Genomic DNA, 23,189 nt, shown 5'->3' with positions numbered 1-23,189 from the left:
CAATAAGACCTAACGAGTAAGCATCCAAGTTGTGCTGGCGACAATAGCAAGAGTGAACCACCTGATCCCTTCCCGAACTCAGAAGTGAAACCTCTTAGCGCTGATGGTAGTGTGGGGTTACCCATGTGAGAGTAAGTCATCGCCAGCTCATTATTCAAACACCCTCCGCTTAATAAAGCAGAGGGTGTTTTTTTATGCTTAACGTAATAAAATAAATTAAAATGAAAAGTAAAAAATAAATCTAGATGGATCGGTCTTGAAGGTATATCTCTTTTAGTCTGGATAACAAACACAATTTTATACGAAGATATCTATACTCCTTTAAGAAGGTAATCCGTTTGAATGTTTTTTAATTTGATTTAAAAATGATAGATCCCTGTGGATGAGATACGATCATCCTCCAAGAGCATCCCAAATTGAATCATTTGCTATTTCAAGAGATTCTGTTACCAAGAACCTGATGCGCCACCACCGCCTGAACTGCCACCAGAATCTCTTTCCTCTATTGAGCTTGAAGTGTAATTGCTATAAGTTTCACTTGAAGTATGGTTTCTATCTGTATCTTCTGCATAATATGTTCTGTGATTATCTGTTGTATATGATACAAAATGTTCAACTTTGATAGAAAGCCATGCTTGATATTCTGGCGGGTAATATGCTTTATAATATTGTGCAATCGTATCGACGAGTTTATAAATAGTAAAAAATATATTGGGTGCAAAGGCGATAAAAAATAAAATTGGAATAAGTTGATGTGCGATAAAACCTACTGGTAAAGTAAATATGGTAAGAAATATCATAAATTTTTTGGGTAATTTTTTAGGGAAATGTTCAATTTTTAGTAAATAAAACAAGTTGATATGCTTATTGACTTTGGCTATGCAATAAATAAGAAAAGGATATAAAGTGAGCAATACAAAAAAATTAAGTCCTGTAACGATCATAGAAAATAAATGATGAATTGGGAAAAAAACAATAGCAGGTAATACAAATGGATATATTTTATTTTCTGGTTGTTTAAGTTTTTGATAAATTGGAGAGAAATAAACCACAAGAAGTATAGAGATTGAAAGATTCCAGATGAAAACAACAAAATAATTAATAAAGTGTTTTGATGGCTCATCAAGTATTATCTCATTCTGATCTTTCTTTTTCTCTAATATGCGGGATTTTGAAAAATCATCTGCGAGTCCAATACGGTGCTGCGCTTTTAGTATTCCTGTATAGTAGTCATTATTTTTAAAATTTGGTGCTAAATCATCACGGATAATATGGTTTGCTTCTAGGTCGGTTAGATTTCCTTCTAAGCCATAGCCGACCTCAATCCGCATTTTATGGTCATCTTTAGCAATCAATAACAGCACGCCATTATCTAAATCTTTATTTCCTATTTTAAGCGCATCAAAAATTTTAATCGTTGTAAATTCAATGGGTTCTTTATTCAAGCTTGAGATTAACAAAATTTTTAGATCAATATTTCTTTTTTTATAAATAAGGGAGTTTTCTGCTTTGAGATTTTTAATTTGTGCTGCTGTTAAAGTATTTGTGGTATCTACAATATTTTCAAATTTTAATTGTGCTAGAAGTTCAGGTGATATTGCATAACTTGTAACATGCACTACAAGGCATAGAATAAATAATATAATTTGCTGATATATAGATTTTTTAATCATTATTTGAATCGTTTTTACTTTATTGCATAGGTATAAATCAATCGATGTATAGCATAAATTTGAGTCTATATTTTATGCATTTACTAGGTATCGGATTGATCAGAACATAAACATGACTATTTTAAAGTCACCAGATATGTTTTTAGATCAATCCCTTCGTGTATTAGGTCATTTTTAATCGCTGATTCATTTTATATAAGCGTCTTAATAACAAAATACATGCCACCGCTAATCCGATAATTAGGCTAATCCAAATGCCTTGTGCGCCCATGTGTTGATAGCGAATCCAATAAATACTTAAGGGCAAAGAAATACACCAGTAGGCAATTAAGGTAATCCACATGGGGGCTTGAGTATCTTGCATTCCACGCAAACAGCCTGCTGCGCTGACTTGCCAGCCATCCATCATTTGATAAGCTATGCAAAAATGCAGTAAATATACGGCCATTTCTGCAACATGCGGATCGCGTGTATAGAGTTGAATAATTTCGTTGCGACCAAAGGCAATCAGTAACATGGTAAAACAGGCCATAGTGGTGGCAGTCATCAAGCCGACTAACTGTACTTTACGCATGGCCGCCCAGTTTCTTTCACCAAAATATGTGCCAACACGAATGGTTAGGGCAATCGCTAAAGACATTGGTAACATAAATAGTTGAGATGTCACGGAAATGGCAATTTGATGAGCGGCAATGGTGATATCGCCCAATGGGCTGATAATAATTGCCGCAGTGGAGAAAATACTGACCTCAAAAAAAACCGCTAAACCAATTGGAGCACCTAATTTAAAAATTGTTGTGGCTAAGGCTAAATTCGGTTTTTCGATGCTTGCAAAAATTTTATGCTGTTGATAAATCTTGGCTTTATGAATGTAAGTTGCCAAGGTGATCAGCATCATCCACTGCAAAATGGCGGTTGCAAAGCCACATCCTGCACTGCCTAAAGCCGGAAGAGGGCCAAACCCATGCATGAATAAATAGTTGAGTGGAATAAGCACCAATAATGACAATAAACTAATTACCGTTACAGGTTGTGGATTGCCAATGGCTTCGGAATAACAGCGCAAACTGGTATATAGCGTGACCGCAGGCATGCCAAAACCAATGGCATGTAAAAACAGGCTGGCTTTGGGGCGTAAATCGACCGGAACTTTAAAAAGTTCAAGCAAAAACGGCATAAACTGTAATAATACAAGGGCAATTAAGCCTAAACCGAAGGCCATCCACATCGATTGACGCACCAAATGCGGAATTTTCGCTTGCGCTTTGGCACCCACAGCCTCTGCAACCAGTGGCGTTGTGGCGAGAATAATTCCAACAAAAAACAACATAATCGGCATCCAAATACCGACACCTACAGCAATTGCAGCCAAGTCTGAAGCAGACAAATGTCCTGCCATAATGGTATCAATTAAGCCTAATCCTGCTTGGGAAAACTGCGTAATTAATATCGGAAGCATCAGACTTAATAAGCGTTTAAGTTCGTATTTTTTAGAGGTTAAATGAGGCATAGCGTCTTAAACTGCGTAGATAATGTTGTTATGTTGCGAAATACACGCTAAAAATTCAGCATGCACTGACTTTAGCAAATAAGATGGATGCAGTATAAATGGTTATCGGTTTGTCTGCATTAGCAATGATGGCTTGAATGCATGAAGAAGATGCGCGATCTAAGATGGACTCATGTTAAAATAAGCGATTCTGTTGATGTTTTTGATGAGCCGTATTCTTGAGCCAGTTTGATCCGCAAAATATTCCATTGTCGTTATATATTCACATGCCTTGGTGTGTGCGTAAATGTCCATATTGTGATTTTAATTCACATGCGGTACCCGATGGCGAACTTTCGATTGAGCTCGAACAACAGTATTTGAATGCATTGCTGGCCGATTTTGTGACGCAATTAGACTATGCACAAGGGCGTAATATTCACAGTATTTTTATTGGTGGTGGCACGCCCTCTTTAATCTCAGCCCAAGGATATCAATGGTTATTTCGCCAATTACAACAGCATTTAGCTTTTGAAGATGGCTGTGAAATTACCTTAGAGGCCAATCCGGGCACATTAGAACATCAACCTTTTGCCGATTACTTAGTGGCGGGGATTAATCGTTTATCCTTAGGTGTGCAAAGTTTTGATGAAGCACATTTGCAACGCTTGGGGCGAATACACAGTGCAAATAATGCGGTCGATGCCATTATTCAAGCCAAACAGGCGGGCTTTAAGCGTGTGAATGTCGACTTAATGCATGGATTACCGCAACAAAGCATTGAGCAAGCATTGCTTGATTTACGTTTGGCTGTTGAAAATGGCGCAACGCATATTTCATGGTATCAACTCACCATTGAGCCGAATACGGTTTTTTTCCGCACCCAACCAACCTTACCCGATGAAGAAGTTTTAGAACAAATTCAGTTACAAGGTGAAGCTTATTTACGTGCTCAAGGTTTCGAAAATTATGAAGTTTCTGCATGGCGCAAAGAGCAACCTTCGGCACATAATTTAAATTATTGGCAATTTGGTGATTACTTGGCGATTGGAGCGGGTGCGCACGGTAAAGTGACTTTGCCAGAAGGCGTTTATCGGTTCCAAAAAACTCGCTTACCGAAAGATTATTTAGCGAAAACCCCAGCACCGATGGTGAATTGGCAGCAAATTGCAGCTGATGATATGCCATTTGAATTTATGATGAATGCGCTGCGTTTAAATGAAGGTGTGCCTGCTGTGGAGTATTTAAAGCGAACGGGGCAGCGTTTGGACGCCTTAGATGCGATTTTAAATAAATTACGTCAGCAAAAACTATTGGTTGAAGATGAAATCCGTTTGGCTTGTACTGAGCAAGGGCACTTGTATTTAAATTCGGTGTTAGATCATTTTTTATAAAACATATTTAATAGCATGCTCGATATAGATATTTATCTGTGAATGATCAATAGCCATCACTTTTATGTGCTTATGATTGCCCTGAGATTGCAGATATAGGTATCTCATATAAAAAAGCCAACCAGTAGGACTGATTGGCTTTAAGATCATCGTTATTTAAAGTATCAATTAATAATCAAAACTAAAATGATCAACTGGAAGGCTGATGAGCGCTTTAGATGGTGTAACTGCCGATTCCGCATGACTTTGTGCACGTGGAAGCAAGCGGTCAAAATAGAAGTCTGCCAGTTTAATTTTGGCTTTATAAAACTCGATGGTTTCCGCGCCATTGCCTTGTTCAATTTTTTCGGAAGCCACTGCCGCTTGTTGCGCCCAAAAATAAGCCATGACCACATAGCCTGAGAACATTAAGAAGTCGAAAGAGGCCGATGCAACTACATCGCGGTCTTTACGTGCTGCCAATAAAATGCGTACGGTCATGGCATTCCACTGCGCGCACAATTTGGTTAAATCCCAAACGAAACGACGTAGATATTTATTGCGAGCATGTCGACCACAGAATTTTAAAATCTCGCCAGTATAGTCACGAATGACTTTACCTTTAGACGCCAGTAAAACTTTACGACCAATTAAGTCGAGCGCTTGAACACCTGTCGTACCTTCGTAAAGGGTTGAGATGCGCGCATCACGCACAATTTGCTCCATTCCCCATTCTTGAATATAACCATGCCCACCAAACACTTGCATGCCTTGGTTGGCAGCTTCTAAACCCAATTCAGTTAAGAAACCTTTTAAAATTGGGGTAAAAAAGCCCAATTTATCATCGTAGGCTTCATAGGCGGCTTGATCGCCACGGTGTAGGGCATCGGTCATTTTGTCGGCAATTTGGGCAACATAATAAATCATTGCTCGACCGCCTTCAGCGACTGCCTTTTGGGTAAGCAACATGCGGCGGACATCGGCATGGTGAATAATGGCATCCGCCACTTGGTCAGGATTCTTTTTGCCCGACAGTGCTCGCATTGACAGGCGAGTTTTGGCATAAGGCAAAGCACCTTGATAAGACAATTCAGCATGCGCAATACCTTGAACAGCCGTACCTAAACGCGCGGTATTCATGAAGGTGAACATGGCTTGTAAGCCTTTATTCGGTTCGCCAATTAAAAAACCTGTGGCTTGGTCAAAATTGAGTACCGCTGTTGCAGAGGCGCGAATCCCCATTTTATGTTCGATCGAACCACAATGAACTGGATTACGCTCGCTTAATGAGCCATCTTCATGGGCTAAGAATTTCGGCACAATAAATAATGAAATACCTTTGGTGCCTTGAGGTGCATTTGGCAGTCTTGCTAAAACAATGTGCACAATATTTTCGGTCAGGTCATGTTCGCCCGCTGAAATAAAAATTTTGGTTCCAGTAATGGCATAACTGCCATTTTCACGCGGTTCGGCTTTGGTTTTAACTTGACCTAAGTCGGTGCCACATTGCGGTTCGGTTAAGCACATGGTGCCGCTCCAGGTTCCTGCAACCAACGGTGGCATATATAGGTTTTTTTGCTGTTCGGTACCATATTGCAAAATGGTATTCATGCAGCCCATGCTTAAACCAGGATACATGGTAAAGGCCCAGTTGGCGGTGCCCATCATTTCCGATTTAATAATATTTAACGACATTGGCAGATTTTGTCCGCCAAATTCTTCAGGATAAGACAGTCCTTGCCAGCCATTCATGACAAATTGATCGTAAGCTTCTTTAAAGCCTTTAGGCGTGGTCACTTCACCATCGTTAAAATGACAACCTTCTGCATCACCAGATTGGTTCAAAGGCGAAAGCACATTTTCACAATAATCTGCTGCGCTTTCTAAAATCATATTGATGGTGTCGGTATCGGCATTTTCACCATTACTGAGCGTTTGGTAGTGGGCTTGGTAATCGAAGACTTCATTAATGAGGAAATTAATATCACGTAATGGTGCTTTATAGGTTGTCATAGTCGCGATCCTTGTCTATTTTCCATTTCTATTCATTATTGGTGCTTATAGATAAAAAAACATTGATGGAATTGCAGAAATCTGATGTCAATTAGGTCAACTTTAAAGCAAATCTTTGACGCGAATCAACTGATTTTAAGTTGCGTTACATTTGTGATGTCGGAAAAATTTAAATTAAGATAAAATGGTGGCATTAAAATCACAGATTCAACTAAGTGATTAAAAACATTAAAAATTTATTTTTAAGATGATACAAAAAGGATGGAGTCGGTTCATGAAACCACGTTATTTAGTTTATTGTTTATGCGCGCTCAGTATTTCTGGATGCAGTCAGCACTTTTTGCAACCTGTAGAAAAAGCATCGCTTGAGCAGCGTTCGGCACAAGCCATGCAGTCGATCTATAATACTTCAGGGTTTGATTATCAAGGTCAGATGCGTTTTGAAATGCCTGAACAAACCAAAGCCAAAATTAAACAACAACTTGTTTTGGATGACAAACTCGGCTTAGATTTTAAGAATTATATGCGTTTGCAAGGCATTGCAACCGAGTCGGAACAATTTAAAAGCTTAGAGCAAAGCTTACAAAAAGAACGTGCTTTACTGGGCTTAGATAAATCAGATAGCCGCGTACAAATTGTCGATCGTTTATTGCAAGATTTAACTTTTTCTTATGATGGCGGTGTAGATTATCGTGCAAAATTATTGGCTTTAAATTTAAGTGCCCGTTACGACACCAAAGGGTTACTGATTCAAGCCAAATATCCAATGATTTTAGATCTGCAAAACACAAAGTTTTATACAGATTTTTCATCATTAGCACCGTTTATGGTCAGTGCAGAAAATAGAAATCAATTAACTTATCTCGATTTTGCTAAGTATCGCTCACAGCTCGATAAAGTCGATTTAGCCAACTTGGTCGATTATATTAAACAGTCCACCGCGGTGCCATTTATGCTGGCAAAACAAGACCAGCTCAGTCAAATTGCATTATCGGAGGCCGACAAAAAAGCGGGCGGTGTTGAAAAAATTCGTTTCAATACCGACTTAGAAGCGCTGAGCGCACAGCTTTTGGCGTATGCGCGTGTGAATCAGGAGTATTTGTCACAACATATCGTGAAGCCAAAAAATGGCGTAGCTGATGCTGCAGATACCGCGTCTACAGTCGACTTTAATAAAATGAGCCATCAAGAACAGGCCGATTGGGCAACGGAACAACTTGAAAAAGTGGTGGAAGCGCCAGAGCACGAATATAGTGATGAGACAATGGATTCCGCAGCAGCAGAGGCGACTGCCGCTGCTTTAGAAGCCTCTGAAGAAATTGCGGCTGCCGCAGAGGGGCGTGAAGATGACGAAACCGCGCTTAGCCGTGATGGTGCAAATGATTCAGAGCCTACACCAGAACAGTGTAGCGATGTGGACAATGCCAAGCCTTCTTTAGCTAACTATGCGTTTTGCTTAGATAACTACGATATTAATGTGTTGTCTGAACCGGTTAAAGCCAAGGATTCAGAGATTACGAAGGCCGCGACCAAAGTGATGAAAGTGGCTGAGCTGTTTAAATCCAACGATGCTAAAAAATTGACCACAGCCGATCAATTTAAAACTATGTGGAACGAAAAGCAGACGCAGGTTGATGCCATTTTACCGAAAGCCTCAGAGCGTCATCCACTCAACATGGACATGGTTTTAGATCGTCAAGGCCGCTTAGTCCAAACTGAATATGATATGCAAATACTGAAAACGGTTGGCTCAGAACAGCGACCGCTTCAGTTAAAAGCACAAATGCAAATTTCCAATTATGGCAAGCCTAAAGCGATTGACCGTGCTGGCATGCAAAAAGCCAAACCAGTTGCTGAGGTGATAGAAGACAGCAGATTTTCAAGTTTGTTGTCTAAAGTGAAATCGGCATCGAATGATGAGGGCTTTGAGGCAGAATTAAAGCAACTCGCAGTAACGCGTTATGCAGAGAATCGCTCATATTTGAAAACCTACCAAATGGTTTATGGTGCATTATTTGCAGAAAGCTATCCTGAAGCGATGAAGAAATTTAGTGCACAAGAGGTTCAGAATTTAGCAACCTTAATGGCATATCGTTCTTTGGCTGAAGAAGGTGCAACGAAGTTAACCGCACAAGAAAAAGCGCAGTGGAAACACTTAGAGCGACAGTATCCGATTGGAGAAAGTCGTTTATTACAAAGTGCTGCTGCAACGATTGTGATGGATGCCAAAGACCATGGCGACAGCATACGCCAATGGCAGCAAATCATAAAAAATAATTCGTCTGTTACGCAGCGTTTTGCCAAAGGCTATATTTTTGAATATCAAGATAAATATGGTTTAAGTCAGTCTAATGCACATTTACAACGCGTTGCAGAGCAGTTAGCCAAGTTTTATGTGGCATCGAAGCAGCAAAAAATCGATCCAGAGGCGTTTAAATCTTTAACTGAGGACGATTTAGAATATTTAGAATCAGGTGTATTTAAAGACACGTATTTAAAAATGCTAGATTTGTCGCAATAAGTCGTTGAGTTGTACACCCTGTGAATATGGTCATTTCACAGGGTTTTATCAAAATTAATTAATGGCTTGGTGCGAGGGTTAAAAAGTCGGACAGTTCAGGTTTTACGCCATTCCAAATGTAAAATGCTTCAATGGCTTGTCCGACCAACATGCCAAAACCATCGCTCGTAGGCACTTGGCGCTGTTCTGCTTGCTGCAAAAAGCTCGATACTTTGCCATATGCCATTTCATAGGCGTATTCAAAGTGAACAGTTTTGGGTAGGCAAAGTGCTTCACCAGACAAGCTGGCTGAGGTTGCATTAATAATAATATTAAAGTCGCCGTTTAAGTCATTTAACGGCAGTACGCTTAATTCTGCTTGTGTTACATGTGCTTTTAAGTCATTGACCAATTGTTGCGCGCGTTCGATAGTGCGGTTGGCAATGCTAATGTGCGTGGCACCTGCTTGCACTAAGGGATAAATCACACCGCGCGTTGCTCCGCCTGCGCCTAAAATTAAAATTTTACTGTTTTTGAGTGACCAACCGAGGCTTTGAATGGCATTAACTAAGCCTTGTCCATCGGTATTGTCGCCATGTAATAGTCCATTTTCCATCCATAGGGTATTGACCGCTTTGGCAATTTTGGCACGTTCGGTTAATACATCACATAATTCGAAGGCTTGTTCTTTAAACGGCACTGTAACATTCAGTCCACAACCGCCTGAAGCAAAAAAGCTTTTAATGTTGGATGCAAAACCATCTAAAGGCGCAAGGCGTTTTTGATAATCTATATCTAGCCCTGTTTTTTGCGCAAATGCATGGTGTAATTCGGGCGAGCGAGAATGCTCGATAGGATGGCCAACAACTGCAAAAGATTTACTCATGGGATGGGGCAATTTAGATAAAGTGATGACACCCAACTATATGTCAAATCAGGCATCACATTCAAATACAGATCGCGCAGGTCGCTCACCATTGCGTGATAAGGTGAGCGGCGAGTTTTACAAAATATTTAACCAGTCTTTGGGTTTAAGATAATAGTCGGTTAAGCGTTTTTCTGGCGAATCGGCATCCCATTCTGGACGATAAGACCACGCCACTAAATTGGGTAAACTCACCAAAATGGATTCAATGCGTCCTCCGGTTTGTAAACCAAAGAGCGTGCCTCGGTCGTAGACCAAATTAAATTCGACATAACGCCCGCGGCGATAGAGCTGAAAATCTCGCTGGGCTTGTGTATATGGCGTGTGACGATGCTTTTCAAAAATCGGAATAATGGCATTTAAATAACCATTACCGACCGCCTGAATATATTGAAAACAGGTTTCAAAATCCCAGCAATTTAAATCGTCAAAAAATAAACCGCCAATACCACGCTGTTCATCGCGATGTTTTAAATAGAAATAATCATCACACCATTGTTTATGTTCGGCATAAACATTGTCCCCAAACGGTTGGCATAAATCGGCTGCGGCTTGGTGCCAAGCTTTTATGTCGGCATCGTCTGGATAAAAAGGGGTTAAATCGAATCCACCACCAAACCACCAAATTGGTGCTTGACCTTCAGGTTGTGCAACAAAAAGTCGAATGTTGGCGTGTGAGGTTGGAAGATGTGGATTTTTAGGATGAATGACTAACGACACGCCTAATGCTTGTGCTTTCGCACCTGCAATTTCGGGATGGCGTGCTGTGGCTGAAGCTGGAAGCTGTTTAATTTGAATGTGGGAAAACATCACCCCACCTTTTTCAATGACATTTCCATCTTGCAAAACACGTGAACGACCGCCACCCCCTTCGGCACGCGTCCAATCATCAATAATAAATTGTGCTGTGCCACCGCCAGCACGTTCTTGTTGTTCAAATTGGTCGCAAATACGCGCTTGTAAGTTTAAAAGAAAATCTCGAACACGTTGGATGTCGGCGGAAATATGATCTTGCATGGCAATCTCAGACAGCAGAAAGAACAGCCCACATCAAAACATAAAAATAAGCAAAGTTTAAGATTTTTCTTAATTTAATTGTGGGCATGAATTGCAGAATACAGTTGCATTTTATAGACATACTTTTATTATGGTTTTAATTTAAACATGAAAGTAAACATGGTATGGGCTGCTCTTTAATTCAAAAATATAATGTGCCTGGGCCGCGTTACACCAGTTATCCAACCGTACCGTATTGGGATGAAACGACATTTTCTATGCAGGAATGGCTGCAGGTGTTGAAAAAATCATTCGATGAGTCGAACCAAACCGAAGGTATCAGTTTATATATTCACTTGCCGTTTTGCGAAAGTTTATGCACATTTTGCGGTTGCCATAAACGCGTGACCAAACGCCACGATGTCGAACAACCGTATATTCAGGCGGTGTTAAAAGAATGGCAATTGTATGTTGCATTATTTAAACAGCGTCCGAAAATTAAAGAAATCCATTTAGGTGGCGGTACGCCGACCTTTTTTTCAGCGCAGCATTTAAGCGAATTAATTCAGGGAATTTTATCTCATGCCGACATTGCCGCAGGGCATGAATTTAGCTTTGAAGGGCATCCGAATAATACCAGTCATGCCCATTTGCAGGCATTATACGATTTAGGTTTTCGCCGTGTCAGTTTTGGTGTGCAAGATTATAATCCATTGGTGCAAAAGGCCATTCATCGCATTCAACCCTTTGAACATGTTGCGCAAGTGACACAATGGGCACGCGAAATTGGCTACGATTCCATTTCGCACGATTTGGTTTTTGGACTGCCTTTTCAGAACTTGCAAGATGTTTTATACACCATTGAGCAGACCCAACAACTCAAACCCGACCGCCTCGCATTTTATAGTTATGCGCATGTGCCGTGGATTAAAGGCAACGGACAACGCGGTTTTAAAGATGAGGATGTTCCCAAAGACGAACAAAAGCGTGAATTGTATGAAATGGGCAAGCAAAAACTGTTACAACATGACTATGTCGAAATTGGGATGGATCATTTTGCCTTAAAAGAAGATGGTTTATTTACAGCGTTTGAGTCGGGGCAATTACATCGAAATTTTATGGGTTATAGCGCATCGAAAACCCAAGTCATGATTGGTTTGGGTTTATCATCGATTGGCGATAGTTGGTATGGCTTTGCGCAGAATGAAAAAGATTTAGCACAATATTACGCACGCTTAGACGCCAATGAACTGCCCATTGTGAAAGGACATCTTTTAACGACTGAAGATTTAATCATTCGTCAGCATATTCTTAATTTAATGTGCCGTTTTCACACCTCGTGGGAGGATGCTTCGATGTCTTTTTCCCAATTGCCCGATGTATTGAATGAGCTCAAGGAAATGCAGCGCGATGGTTTATTGCAGATTACAGTGAATCAGATTCAAATTACCGAACAGGGCAAGCCATTTATTCGCAATATTTGTATGGCATTCGATTTAAGGCTTAAACGCAATAAACCGAATATGCGGATTTTCTCGATGACGATTTAGCCTGATATTTTAACAATCATGTTCAATGCTAAAAGCATTCAATGGATCAATGCAATCAACTGTTGATGCCGTTTTAATAGCTATCAATTCATTCGGAACATCCCGCTTTAAGTGTTGTTAAGGCGGGATGTTCCGTTGAACTCAAATTATTTTTGCCATTCGTGATGACAATCTCGGCATTTCCAAATTTTTTGTGCTTGCATAAAGTTTTGCATAGAAATTTTGAAGTTGGGTAAATCACGCCAAAATAAAAATGCTGAAATTGCAGTTACGACAAAGACCACAACGGTTGCGATTTGCAAAGTGGTGCCTGCGCCATTGCTAAAAATCCATAACACAATGCTTGCGACAACCAAAAGAAGTAATAAAAAAATAGAGAACACTAAAATAATTAGGCTTTTAGGTACTTCTGGGCGAGGGGAGTTTGCGCCTTGGTTGACAGGAATAATTTTTGCACTTTGGCATTTAGGGCAACGGTATTGCATGGAAACTCCAAATCTATTTTGTGTTTATTTTAACGAATTTTAAGAGGAATCAAAAAGTATTGACAAGAAAAAAGCCACTGAATATTTCAGTGGCTTTTTAGAATTTGGCGTCCCTACGGGGATTCGAACCCCGGTTACCGCCGTGAAAGGGCGATGTCCTAGGCCTCTAGACGATAGGGACTTATCGAGGCAACACAGGTAAAGCAATTAAAAAATTGGTGGAGTCAAGGAGGATCGAACTCCTGACCTCTACAATGCCATTGTAGCGCTCTACCAACTGAGCTATGACCCCAGTCTGTGTGAGCGCTATATTAGGGGGCTAGCGCTCACACGTCAAGAGAAAAGTTTAAGTTATTGATTCGGTTGTATCATTTTTCGGCAATTGTAGGCTTTCATTGAGCTTTTCCCATACTTTGAGCTCTTTTTTGCTAGGTGCACCCACAATGTCTAAAGCATGACGTAAACGCGCATAGCTTAAATCTGGCCCAAGAGTAACCATCGCTTGCATCACAGGCGTTGAACTGGTTGAACCGGCAATGGCAATAAAGAACGCTGGCATAAAGTCGCGCAGTTTGATTTCCATTTGATTAGCCAAATCCATCAGAATTTGGCTAACGGTGTCATTGTTCCAAGTAAAGGTTTTTTCTAAACGCCAAATGGCAAATTGTAAGCTTTGGCGAACTTGTTCTGGGCTTAGTTTTTTGCTGACAAACATTTCTGCGGTAATATTTGGCATATGGTTGAAATAAAAACCTGCCCAATTGACTGCTTCAGACAACAAGTGAATACGCGGTTGAATGGCTGCTGCAATATCTTCAAGTTTTTGAGCATTGCCTTGCCAGGTTAAAATACGTTGTAGCAATTGCGCAGGCGTTAAGGCTTTAATCCACTGACCATTCAGCCAGTTCAGTTTATCTACATCGAATACTGGCCCACCTAAAGACACACGATGAATATCAAAATGATCAATCATCTCTTGTAAAGTAAAGACTTCACGCTCATCGGGCATTGACCAACCCATGCGTCCTAAATAGTTAAGCAATGCTTCAGGAAGCACGCCAATATCTTTATAGTAGTTAATTGACGTTGGGTTTTTACGTTTAGATAATTTTGATTTGTCTGGGTTGCGTAGCAATGGCATGTGGCAAAGCTGCGGCATATCCCAACCAAAATATTTATATAATAGTTGATGTTTTGGTGCAGATGGCAACCATTCTTCGCCACGGAAAACGTGGGTGATTTCCATCAAATGGTCATCGACCACATTGGCTAAATGATAGGTTGGCAAACCATCGGTTTTAAGGAGCACTTGCATATCGACTTGTGCCCAAGGAATATCGACTTCCCCGCGTAATAAGTCATTAACAATACAGTTGCCTTCTTCGGGCACTTTCATACGAATAACATGGGGTTCGCCCGCAGCTAAGCGACGTTGTACTTCTTCTGCACTAAGCTTTAAACCACGACCATCGTATTTTGGGGTTTCACCACGTGCTTGTTGTTCTGCACGCATTTGGTCAAGTTCTTCTGCACTTGCAAAACAATAAAAGGCATTCCCTTTTTCGACCAACTCCAACGCATATTTTTTATAAATGTCCATGCGTTCAGATTGGCGATACGGTGCATGCGGGCCACCCACATCTGGCCCTTCAGACCAATTTAAACCTAACCAACGTAAAGAATCTAAAATCATTTTTTCCGATTCAGGCGTTGAACGCACTTGGTCGGTATCTTCAATACGTAAAATGAATTCTCCACCATGTTGGCGAGCAAAACATAAGTTGAAAAGAGCAATATAAGCAGTGCCTACGTGTGGGAAACCAGTAGGAGATGGCGCAATACGCGTACGGACTTTCATAGTAAGTTCAATAATCGATATTTTAATGAAAGTATTATAGCGAAAAAGTCAACCGCTTTGGAAATTTCAAAACAGTTGCAGAGGCGTTAAACGTCTTGTTCAGTCAATTTTTTCTTGTTCTTTCTAATTTAAAAATTTCTTGATGTGCTGCGGCTACATCAAGAATTTGGTGTTGGGAATAGCGTTTGCCAAAAACGAGAAAAGCGCTCGTGCTGATAAGCAAAGAAACTTTGTGTTGGCTGCACACGAATGCTGGTGAGCAATTTAATATCACTGAGGTCGGTATCGCTGGCGGCCACATTCTTTTTTTGTTTATTTAATTCATTGCTGAGTAATTCAGATGAATGCGTGCTCACTTTATGCTTGGCAAGCGTTGTAGGCATGGCTTTTTTTAATGCCGTTGATGAAAGTGCATGGGTTTGACTCAATTGAAATAGACACAGCGCACCCAACAAGAATGTCCGTAAAATCATACATTAACCTCCTTATGTGAGTGTGGTCTGATCTTTAAAGCAATTTATTTAAATATATCAGAAAGTAAAAAATAAACACAAATTTTGTATTACAAAATATACACGATTGAACGAAAAAATATAAATCGTTGTTTCGAAAATTAAAGATAACAACAGATTAAGGATAAACAATGGAAATGATCTTCACATCGCTAAATTTTTTATGCTTTCAATGGCAATATGGCTTCACTGCTTGCAAGGCGTGGCGAATGGTTATCTATGCTGTATTAGAGCTTACTTAGATTGAAACTCGGACCAATACGTGACATGAATTAAATTTTATTGATGTCATTTTTAAGAGGCGTAACTGTGAACAGCAGGCTGGCAATTGAATTGCTTTTTACAAGGAAATAAAAGGCGCTTTTAAATACGAATAGATGGTGGTTGAATTTGCAGCAAAATATTGTTTTTGGTGCAAAAAAAACCTAAATATCCGCATAAAAAGAGAGACTATCTTTTAAAATGTTGAAAATTTGGTAAAAAATTGGAAATAACAATCATAAAGTAATAATTCCGTACAAAAAGACGTTTGGAAGTTGGCACAAACAAATGGATAATATGCAATTACAATTTTAATTTCGATTTTGCTATTTTATGTCCCATATTTCTGTATTGCTTCATGAAACTATCGATGCGTTGCTCGCTGACCGGCATACAGGAATTTATGTCGATGCCACCTTTGGTCGAGGCGGGCATAGCCGTTTATTGCTGTCTAAATTGGATGCAAACAGTCGCGTTTATGCCTTCGATAAAGACCCGCAGGCGTTGGCCGTTGCTGCTGAATTAGCACAACAAGATTCACGTTTTCATATTATTCATTCAAGTTTTGCCGATATTGCACAGCAGTTACATGAACGTGGTTTAGAGCATGTCGATGGCATTATGGCCGATTTAGGTGTTTCTTCGCCGCAGTTAGACCAAGCCGAACGTGGTTTTAGCTTTATGAATGCCGGCCCGCTCGATATGCGAATGGACAATTCGCAAGGACCGACCGCAAGTGAGTGGTTAATGCAAATTGAAGAAGAACAATTGGCAAATATTATTTTCCAATATGGAGAAGAGCGCTATAGTCGCCGGATTGCGCGAGCAATTAAACAGGCGGGCTTAATGACAACTACGGCACAATTGGCGGAAGTGGTGAAAGTTGCGCATCCGAAATGGGAAAAAAATAAACATGCAGCCACACGTACTTTCCAAGCGATTCGAATTGCCATTAATAAAGAATTAGACGACATCGAAAGCTTTTTGCCACAATCGGTCGATTTACTTAAACCCGAAGGGCGTTTGGCCGTCATTAGTTTTCATTCTTTAGAAGATCGCTTAATTAAGCAATTTATCCAAAAAGAATCTTCTCTGCCTGAAGATAACGGTTGGGGAATGCCACAGCAGCAATTGGATACGCGCCGTTTGAAAAAAATTTCACGGGTGAAAGCCAGTGAGCAAGAAGTCAAACAAAACCCACGTTCACGTAGTGCGTGGTTACGTGTTGCAGAGCGTTTAAGTCATTAAAGGCGAATAATGAAAACAGAAGTTATTGCAGAACCCACAGAAAAAAAGGATTTGACCTCAAAGCCAATTAAAAAGGCCTTGACGTATGCATTCCTGTTCACGTTGGTTTTTATTAGTGCCATTATGGTGGTTTTTGAAGTCTACGAATACCGCCACGATTATCGGCAAATGAGTGGTTTCTTGCGCGAGCAGGACGACTTAAATGCCGAGTGGGGGCGTTTGCTTATTGAGCAACAAACCTTTGGTGCAACAGCACAAATTGGAACACGCGCGGTGACGCAATTAAGAATGTACTCGCCGCCGGCATCTGATACTGTGGTAATTTCTCTTCCTACATCCGAGCAAAAGAATTAAGGCTGCTCCATGGCTGAAAAACGAATGAATCAACAACGTAAAGTGAAGCCTCGTGCTGCGGCAGTCACTGCAAAAAAAGACATTACATTCGATCAATGGCGCTTCAACCTATTGTGGGGCATTGTGCTGTTGTGTTTTGTGGTTTTGGTGATTCGTGCATTTTATGTGCAAATTATTAATAAAGATTTTTTACAAACCAAAGCCAATGCACTGATTTTACGTGATGAAAAAATCAGAGCCATGCGTGGCATGATCACCGATCGTAATGGTGTGCCTTTAGCAATTAGCACCCCAATTATGAAAATTGTCATGGATCCACGGGATTATTTTGAAAATAAAAAATTATTTGATGAAATGACCGCTCCGATTAAACCCGGTGAGCGCCGTAAACCGAAACAAAAAATACCCGATAAAAACTTTAATTTAGATGAATTGGCCAATATGGTCGGTATGGATGCAGCGCTGCTGAAAAAACAGATGCAAGCACATCCACGTTCGCGTTATTTGGTGCTAAAAACAGAAGTGCCACCACCGCAAGCGGAATTAATTTTGGCGCGTAATTTCCAAGGTGTCTATACCGAGAAATCGTATAAACGCTATTACCCACAGCCGCAACCTAACGCACAAATTATTGGTTTAACCAACAATGACAGCGTGGGCGTTGAAGGCTTAGAAATGAAGCTGAATAAAGCCTTGAATGGGGTAGATGGTTTACAAACCAATGTACGCGATAAATCGGGCAACCGCGTTAAAGACCCAGAGGTGATTAAACCAGTTGAAGCGGGTGAAAACTTCACTTTAAGTATTGATTCACGCTTGCAATATATTATGTACCGCGAATTAACTGCAGCGGGCGTTGCCAATAATGCCCGTTCAGCTACAGCCATTGCTGTGGATGTAAAAACGGGCGAAATTTTAGCCATGAGCAGTTGGCCATCGTATAATCCAAATGATAAAGCCAGCTTAACCAATAAAGATGCAATGCGTAACCGTGGTGCGGTCGACATGTTTGAACCAGGTTCAACCATGAAGCCATTTACCATTTCAGCAGCACTCGAAAGTGGTAAATATACCCCGAATACGGTCATTAACACATCGCCGGGGTCATTAACCATTGGCGGGCATTTAATTCGAGATACGCATAACTATGGTCAATTGACCTTAGGCGGCGTGATTATTAAATCATCTAACGTGGGGGCTGCAAAAATTGCATTGTCTTTACCGACACCAACCATTCCAACCTTCTTTAAACGGGTAGGTTTTGGGCAGCGTTCGGCTGTGCATTTCCCCGGTGAAAGTGCGGGTTTAATTTTGCCCTCTAAATATTGGGGTGTGTCGGAAATTGGTACCATGGCCTATGGTTATGGTTTAAATGCGACCGTACTGCAATTGGCACAAGGTTATGCCATGTTGGCGAATCATGGCGTAGAAATGCCGTTGTCGTTATATAAAGTGAGCCAACCACCTAAAGGTGAGCAAGTGCTTGATCCGAAAATTGCCAACCAAGTGTTGTTAATGATGGAGCAAGTGACGCAACCGGGCGGAACAGCAATGCAGGCACAAATTCCGGGTTATCGTGTGGCTGGTAAAACGGGGACAGCGCATAAATTAAATGCAGACCGCCGTGGTTATTCTAAAACAGAATACCGTGCCTTATTTGCAGGTGTGGCACCAGTCAGTAATCCACGGATTGCAATGATTGTGGTGGTAGAAAACCCACGTGGTTCTTACTATGGCGGAACAGTTTCTGCGCCAGTATTTGCAAAAATTATGCAAGAATCTTTACGTTTGTTGAACGTACCATTAGATAAACCATTGCAAGTGACTAAAGCGGCCAGTGTAAGAGAAGAATGATCATGAATATTTCAGTACAAGATATTTTAGATTTAGCACAACCGCTTGCGTGGATGTCGCAGCCTTTTCAAGGCTTTTGTTTAGATAGCCGAAAAGTTGAATCTGGACAGGTTTTTATTGCATTAAATAGTTATAGTCAGCCAGAAAAAACGTTGCTTTTTGCACAGGCAGCGCTAGCCAAAGGGGCCATCGGAATTATTGCCGAAACTGCGCTTGCTGTGGATAACTGTTGGGTTTGCCCACAGGCGCGCCTCGAGATGGGAAAATGGCAAAAACGCTATTTAGACGCGACTCAACCAACCCATCCACTGCATCTTTTTGCTGTGACTGGCACCAATGGTAAAACTACAATTTCACGCTTAATTGCAGAATTAGTCAGTTTACAAGGCCAAGCTTGTGCCGTTATGGGCACTACAGGCAATGGTATTTTACCCCATTTAGAAGCCTCGACTCACACCACTTTAGATGCCATTCAACTGCAAAATGCCTTGCATCAATATGCGCAGCAAGGGGCAAAATTTGCAGCGTTAGAAGCCAGTTCACATGGCTTAGAACAAGGGCGTTTGCAAGGTGCTGAGATTGAAATTGCCGTTTATAGTAATTTAAGTCGCGACCATTTGGATTATCATAAAACCATTGAAGCTTACGCTGAAGCCAAAGCACAATTATTTGCTTTTCCAAGTTTAAAAACCGCAATTATTAATTTAGACGATGATTATGCTCAAATTATGCTGGCACAGGCGCAGAATAATCCTGCGAAGCCAACCATTTGGACCTATGCTTTAGAAAATCAGCAGGCCGATTTTTATGTGAGTGAACTGTCGTTCAGTTTGCAAGGCGCAAGGTTTAATTTACATACGCCACAAGGTGTTTTTTCGGTTCAAAGCCCACTGCTTGGACACTTTAACGTAGAAAACTTGGTGGCCAGTTTAATTGCTGTATTTGCAGCAGGCTTTGATTTTGCTGCATTTGTGGCAAGCGTGCCTCAGTTACAAGGCGCACCCGGCCGCATGCAGGTGTTACGTGACCAAGATAAACTGTTTGTGGTCGATTATGCCCATACTCCAGATGCCTTAATTCAAGTATTGACCAGTCTACAGCGCCATGTTGAACAGCGATTATGGGCTGTGTTTGGTTGTGGTGGAGACCGCGATCGGGGCAAACGTCCGTTAATGACCCTAGCAGCATTGGCACATGCGAATCCGGTGATTTTAACGTCTGATAATCCACGTACCGAAAATCCCGAACAGATTTTTGCAGATATGAAAAAAGATATCGATTTTTCTGCACACGATATGTATGAAATTCATGATCGCCGCGCAGCGATTCGCTTTGCCGTTGCACAAGCACAGGCGGGTGATATTGTGGTGATTGCTGGCAAAGGGCATGAAAATTATCAAGAAATAGACGGTGTTCGACACTGGTTCGATGATGTGGTTGAGGTTGATGCCGCCATTCATCATCAGGGCGAAATCACCGCACATTCTGCGTTGGAAAACTAAGTTATGCATACTTCTACAACCAGTACCTCGCCACTAGTGGCGTGGACAGCTGATCAATTACAACAAGCGACCCAAGGTTATTGGTATCAAGATCGTATACCGCAAGGCGACATTAAGCGAATTTTGACCGATTCGCGCCACGCCGAACAAGGCGATGCCTTTTTAGCATTAAAAGGCGAACGTTTTGATGCGCATGATTTTATCGCCCAAGTGGAACAGCAAGGCTGCCAAGTGGCGATTGTATCGTCACCTGTTGCAGAACTGGCTTTGGCGCAATTGGTGGTTCCCGATACACGTTTAGCCTTAGGGCATTTGGGGCAATTTCGCCGTCAGCAATATCCGAATTTAAAAGTACTGGCGTTAACAGGTAGTAGTGGGAAAACCACCACCAAAGAAATGCTTGGCAGTATTTTATCGCGTTTAGCACCCACGTTAATTACTCGCGGTAACTTAAATAATGATTTGGGCGTACCGATGATGTTGTTGGAACTCAGACCAGAACATCAATACGCGGTGATGGAGTTAGGTGCAAGTCACATTGGTGAAATTGATTACACCTCAAATTTAGTGGCGCCACAGGTGGCGGGTATTTTAAATATTGGTACTGCGCATTTAGGCGAATTTGGTGGCCGTGCTGCCATCTGCCAAGCCAAGTCAGAAATTTATGCACATATTCAGCCGGCAGGCATGGCAATTATTCCGGCCGCCGATGCATTTGCGCAACAAATTGCAAAAAGTGCCCAAGCTTACCCGCAACTCAGCTTTGGTGATGGCGGCGATATTTACGCCACAGACATTCAGCTTCAGGCTCAATCGTCTAGCTTTAACTTACATACACCCAGCGCCACCGCACACGTGACGTTACCCTTTGCAGGCGTGCATAATGTTGAAAATGCACTGGCTGCTGCTGCGTTTGCTTTGGCGATTGGCGTGAATTTAAACGACATTGTGATGGGTTTGGCGCAAGCAAAAGGTGCCAAAGGACGTTTGAATTTTATTCAACATCAGCAATACTTGTTTATTGACGATACTTATAATGCCAATCCATCTTCGATGCGGGCAGCGGCAGAAGTATTATTACAACAACAAGGCATTAAAGTGATGTTGATGGGCGATATTGGCGAACTCGGTGACAGCAGCCAAGAGCAACACCAAGCGCTCGGTCGTGATCTTGCGCAGCTTGCCATCGATTATATTATTGCCGTGGGTGAATTTTCTAAAAATACACTTTCGGGTGCAGCGCATTCAACGCATTTGCATGCTTTTGCAACACAGGCAGATGCACTTCCTTTTTTAATTGACTTGATTCAAAAACATCAACCTCAGCCCATGAGTTTCCTATTTAAGGGATCTCGATATACCCATATGGAAACTCTGATGGCCGATGTGATGGAGAAACTTTAAATGCTGTTATGGTTATTTGAACATTTGGCAGGATACGACAGTTCCTTCGGTGTGGTGCGCTACTTAACTCTGCGCGCCTTATTAAGTGTACTCACTGCATTGGGCATTGGTTTGGCACTGGGCCCAGTCATGATTCGTAAACTGCGCGCCTTAAAATACGGTCAGGCCGTGAGTTCATTTGCACCTGAAAACCATGCACAAAAAATGGGAACACCCACCATGGGCGGTGTTTTGGTTCTCATGTCGATTGCAATTAGCACCTTGCTTTGGGCCGATTTATCCAACCCTTATGTGTGGATTGTCTTGGGGGTGATGGTTATTTTCGGTGCAGTTGGCTGGGCCGATGACTGGATTAAAATCCGTTATAAAGACAACGCAGGTTTGCCGGCACGGAAAAAGTTTTTCTGGACATCCATTGGTTCGCTTGGCGCTGGCATTGGGTTATATGTGATCGCAATTCAACAGCATAACCCTGTGCATACGCATAACATGCTCGATTTACTGATTCCATTTTTAAAAAATTGGAGCATTCCGTTGTCGGTTGTTCCATTTGGTTTGGCCTTTATTGCCTTTACCTATTTGGTGATTAACGGTGCATCGAATGCCGTGAACTTAACCGATGGTTTAGATGGCTTGGCCATTATGCCAGTTGTGTTGGTTGCCACGGGATTGGGTGTATTTGCTTATCTTTCGGGGGATATTCGTTTTGCAAATTATTTGCATATTCCTTATATCAAATACTCATCAGAATTGATTGTGATTTGCTCGGCAATGGTTGGCGCAGGTTTAGCATTTTTGTGGTACAACGCCCATCCTGCGCAAATTTTTATGGGTGATGTCGGGGCATTGTCTTTAGGTGCGATGCTTGGAACCATTGCAGTTATGGTGCGCCAAGAGCTTGTCTTTGCCATTATGGGCGGTGTTTTTGTCATGGAAGCCGTATCGGTTTTCTTACAAATTGGCTCATTGCGGATGCGTAATAAACGGGTATTCCTAATGGCGCCGTTGCATCATCATTACGAAAAACAAGGTTGGAAAGAAACCCAAGTGGTGATTCGTTTTTGGATTATTACAATTATTCTAGTGGTTTTAGGCTTAATGACGTTAAAATTACGTTAAGTCAGAATACGCGTGAAAAAGCTGGCACTGTGCCAGCTTTTTTATTGCGCAAAAGCAATGAGAGAGTAACAAC

17 protein-coding genes, 2 tRNA genes and 1 rRNA gene are annotated in these 23,189 nt (G+C 41.4%); 10 read left to right on the top strand and 10 right to left on the bottom strand.

Translation table 11 applies throughout. From position 1 onward, the window contains the following. The first annotated feature begins 33 nt into the window (after positions 1-33). Positions 34-148: ribosomal RNA gene (gene rrf / locus I2F62_RS08345) — 5S ribosomal RNA — on the top strand. 298 nt (positions 149-446) lie between these two features. Here the strand turns inward: rrf and I2F62_RS08340 are convergent. Further along, a complete protein-coding gene (locus tag I2F62_RS08340) occupies positions 447-1,673 on the bottom strand; it encodes a TPM domain-containing protein (protein WP_324626557.1) in 1,227 nt (408 codons plus the stop codon). Between the two features lie 163 nt (positions 1,674-1,836). After that, on the bottom strand, positions 1,837-3,183 hold the full coding sequence (locus I2F62_RS08335; protein ID WP_324626556.1) for an MATE family efflux transporter: 1,347 nt from the start codon (positions 3,181-3,183) through the stop codon (positions 1,837-1,839). A gap of 218 nt (positions 3,184-3,401) precedes the next feature. Between I2F62_RS08335 and hemW the strand changes: the two genes are divergently transcribed. Next, entirely contained in the window at positions 3,402-4,556 is a 1,155-nt protein-coding gene (gene hemW, locus I2F62_RS08330) for a radical SAM family heme chaperone HemW (protein WP_324626555.1), read from the top strand. Between the two features lie 168 nt (positions 4,557-4,724). On the opposite strand, the gene I2F62_RS08325 is transcribed toward hemW, so the two are convergent. Next, positions 4,725-6,548 carry an acyl-CoA dehydrogenase C-terminal domain-containing protein gene (locus I2F62_RS08325; RefSeq protein WP_324626554.1) on the bottom strand — a complete coding sequence of 608 codons (1,824 nt, stop codon included), beginning with the start codon at positions 6,546-6,548 and terminating at the stop codon, positions 4,725-4,727. Between the two features lie 274 nt (positions 6,549-6,822). Here I2F62_RS08325 and I2F62_RS08320 point away from each other — a divergent pair, with 274 nt between their 5' ends. Next, entirely contained in the window at positions 6,823-9,069 is a 2,247-nt protein-coding gene (locus I2F62_RS08320; RefSeq protein WP_324626553.1) for a hypothetical protein, read from the top strand. A 58-nt stretch (positions 9,070-9,127) separates the two neighbouring features. Here I2F62_RS08320 and aroE read toward each other — a convergent pair whose 3' ends face one another. Continuing rightward, positions 9,128-9,934 carry a shikimate dehydrogenase gene (aroE, locus tag I2F62_RS08315; RefSeq protein ID WP_324626552.1) on the bottom strand — a complete coding sequence of 269 codons (807 nt, stop codon included), beginning with the start codon at positions 9,932-9,934 and terminating at the stop codon, positions 9,128-9,130. Positions 9,935-10,051: 117 nt separating this feature from the next. Beyond that, positions 10,052-10,990, bottom strand: a complete 939-nt coding sequence (hemF, locus tag I2F62_RS08310) for an oxygen-dependent coproporphyrinogen oxidase (RefSeq protein WP_324626551.1) — start codon at positions 10,988-10,990, stop codon at positions 10,052-10,054. 164 nt (positions 10,991-11,154) lie between these two features. On the opposite strand from hemF, the gene hemN reads away from it, so the two are divergent. Beyond that, a complete protein-coding gene (gene hemN, locus I2F62_RS08305) occupies positions 11,155-12,519 on the top strand; it encodes an oxygen-independent coproporphyrinogen III oxidase (protein ID WP_324626550.1) in 1,365 nt (454 codons plus the stop codon). 146 nt (positions 12,520-12,665) lie between these two features. On the opposite strand, the gene I2F62_RS08300 is transcribed toward hemN, so the two are convergent. From I2F62_RS08300 to I2F62_RS08280, 5 genes are all read right to left on the bottom strand, one after another. Then, positions 12,666-13,004 carry a hypothetical protein gene (locus I2F62_RS08300; protein ID WP_324626549.1) on the bottom strand — a complete coding sequence of 113 codons (339 nt, stop codon included), beginning with the start codon at positions 13,002-13,004 and terminating at the stop codon, positions 12,666-12,668. Positions 13,005-13,109: 105 nt separating this feature from the next. After that, positions 13,110-13,185 (bottom strand) — tRNA-Glu (locus I2F62_RS08295). A 35-nt stretch (positions 13,186-13,220) separates the two neighbouring features. Next, positions 13,221-13,296 (bottom strand) — tRNA-Ala (locus I2F62_RS08290). Positions 13,297-13,350: 54 nt separating this feature from the next. Next, positions 13,351-14,862 carry a glutamate--tRNA ligase gene (gltX, locus tag I2F62_RS08285; protein ID WP_324626548.1) on the bottom strand — a complete coding sequence of 504 codons (1,512 nt, stop codon included), beginning with the start codon at positions 14,860-14,862 and terminating at the stop codon, positions 13,351-13,353. Between the two features lie 158 nt (positions 14,863-15,020). Then, positions 15,021-15,335, bottom strand: coding sequence for a DUF4179 domain-containing protein (locus tag I2F62_RS08280; RefSeq protein WP_324626547.1), 315 nt, complete (start codon positions 15,333-15,335; stop codon positions 15,021-15,023). A 633-nt stretch (positions 15,336-15,968) separates the two neighbouring features. Between I2F62_RS08280 and rsmH the strand changes: the two genes are divergently transcribed. Genes rsmH through mraY form a run of 6 tightly spaced genes read left to right on the top strand, consistent with a single transcriptional unit; the run spans position 15,969 to position 23,116 of the window. Next, positions 15,969-16,883, top strand: a complete 915-nt coding sequence (rsmH, locus tag I2F62_RS08275; protein ID WP_324626546.1) for a 16S rRNA (cytosine(1402)-N(4))-methyltransferase RsmH — start codon at positions 15,969-15,971, stop codon at positions 16,881-16,883. Between the two features lie 9 nt (positions 16,884-16,892). Next, positions 16,893-17,237 carry a cell division protein FtsL gene (gene ftsL / locus I2F62_RS08270; protein WP_324626545.1) on the top strand — a complete coding sequence of 115 codons (345 nt, stop codon included), beginning with the start codon at positions 16,893-16,895 and terminating at the stop codon, positions 17,235-17,237. Between the two features lie 9 nt (positions 17,238-17,246). Further along, on the top strand, positions 17,247-19,091 hold the full coding sequence (ftsI, locus tag I2F62_RS08265) for a penicillin-binding protein PBP3 (RefSeq protein ID WP_324626544.1): 1,845 nt from the start codon (positions 17,247-17,249) through the stop codon (positions 19,089-19,091). A gap of 2 nt (positions 19,092-19,093) precedes the next feature. Further along, complete coding sequence (locus I2F62_RS08260) at positions 19,094-20,593, top strand: UDP-N-acetylmuramoyl-L-alanyl-D-glutamate--2,6-diaminopimelate ligase (RefSeq protein WP_324626543.1); 1,500 nt, start codon at positions 19,094-19,096, stop codon at positions 20,591-20,593. 3 nt (positions 20,594-20,596) lie between these two features. After that, a complete protein-coding gene (locus I2F62_RS08255; protein ID WP_324626542.1) occupies positions 20,597-21,997 on the top strand; it encodes a UDP-N-acetylmuramoyl-tripeptide--D-alanyl-D-alanine ligase in 1,401 nt (466 codons plus the stop codon). Continuing rightward, complete coding sequence (gene mraY / locus I2F62_RS08250; protein WP_324626541.1) at positions 21,998-23,116, top strand: phospho-N-acetylmuramoyl-pentapeptide-transferase; 1,119 nt, start codon at positions 21,998-22,000, stop codon at positions 23,114-23,116. The last annotated feature ends 73 nt before the right edge of the window (positions 23,117-23,189 follow it).

Source organism: Acinetobacter sp. MD2(2019), assembly GCF_035615615.1.
In the GTDB taxonomy this organism is placed as follows: domain Bacteria; phylum Pseudomonadota; class Gammaproteobacteria; order Pseudomonadales; family Moraxellaceae; genus Acinetobacter.
This window is presented reverse-complemented; position numbering and strand designations above follow the sequence as displayed.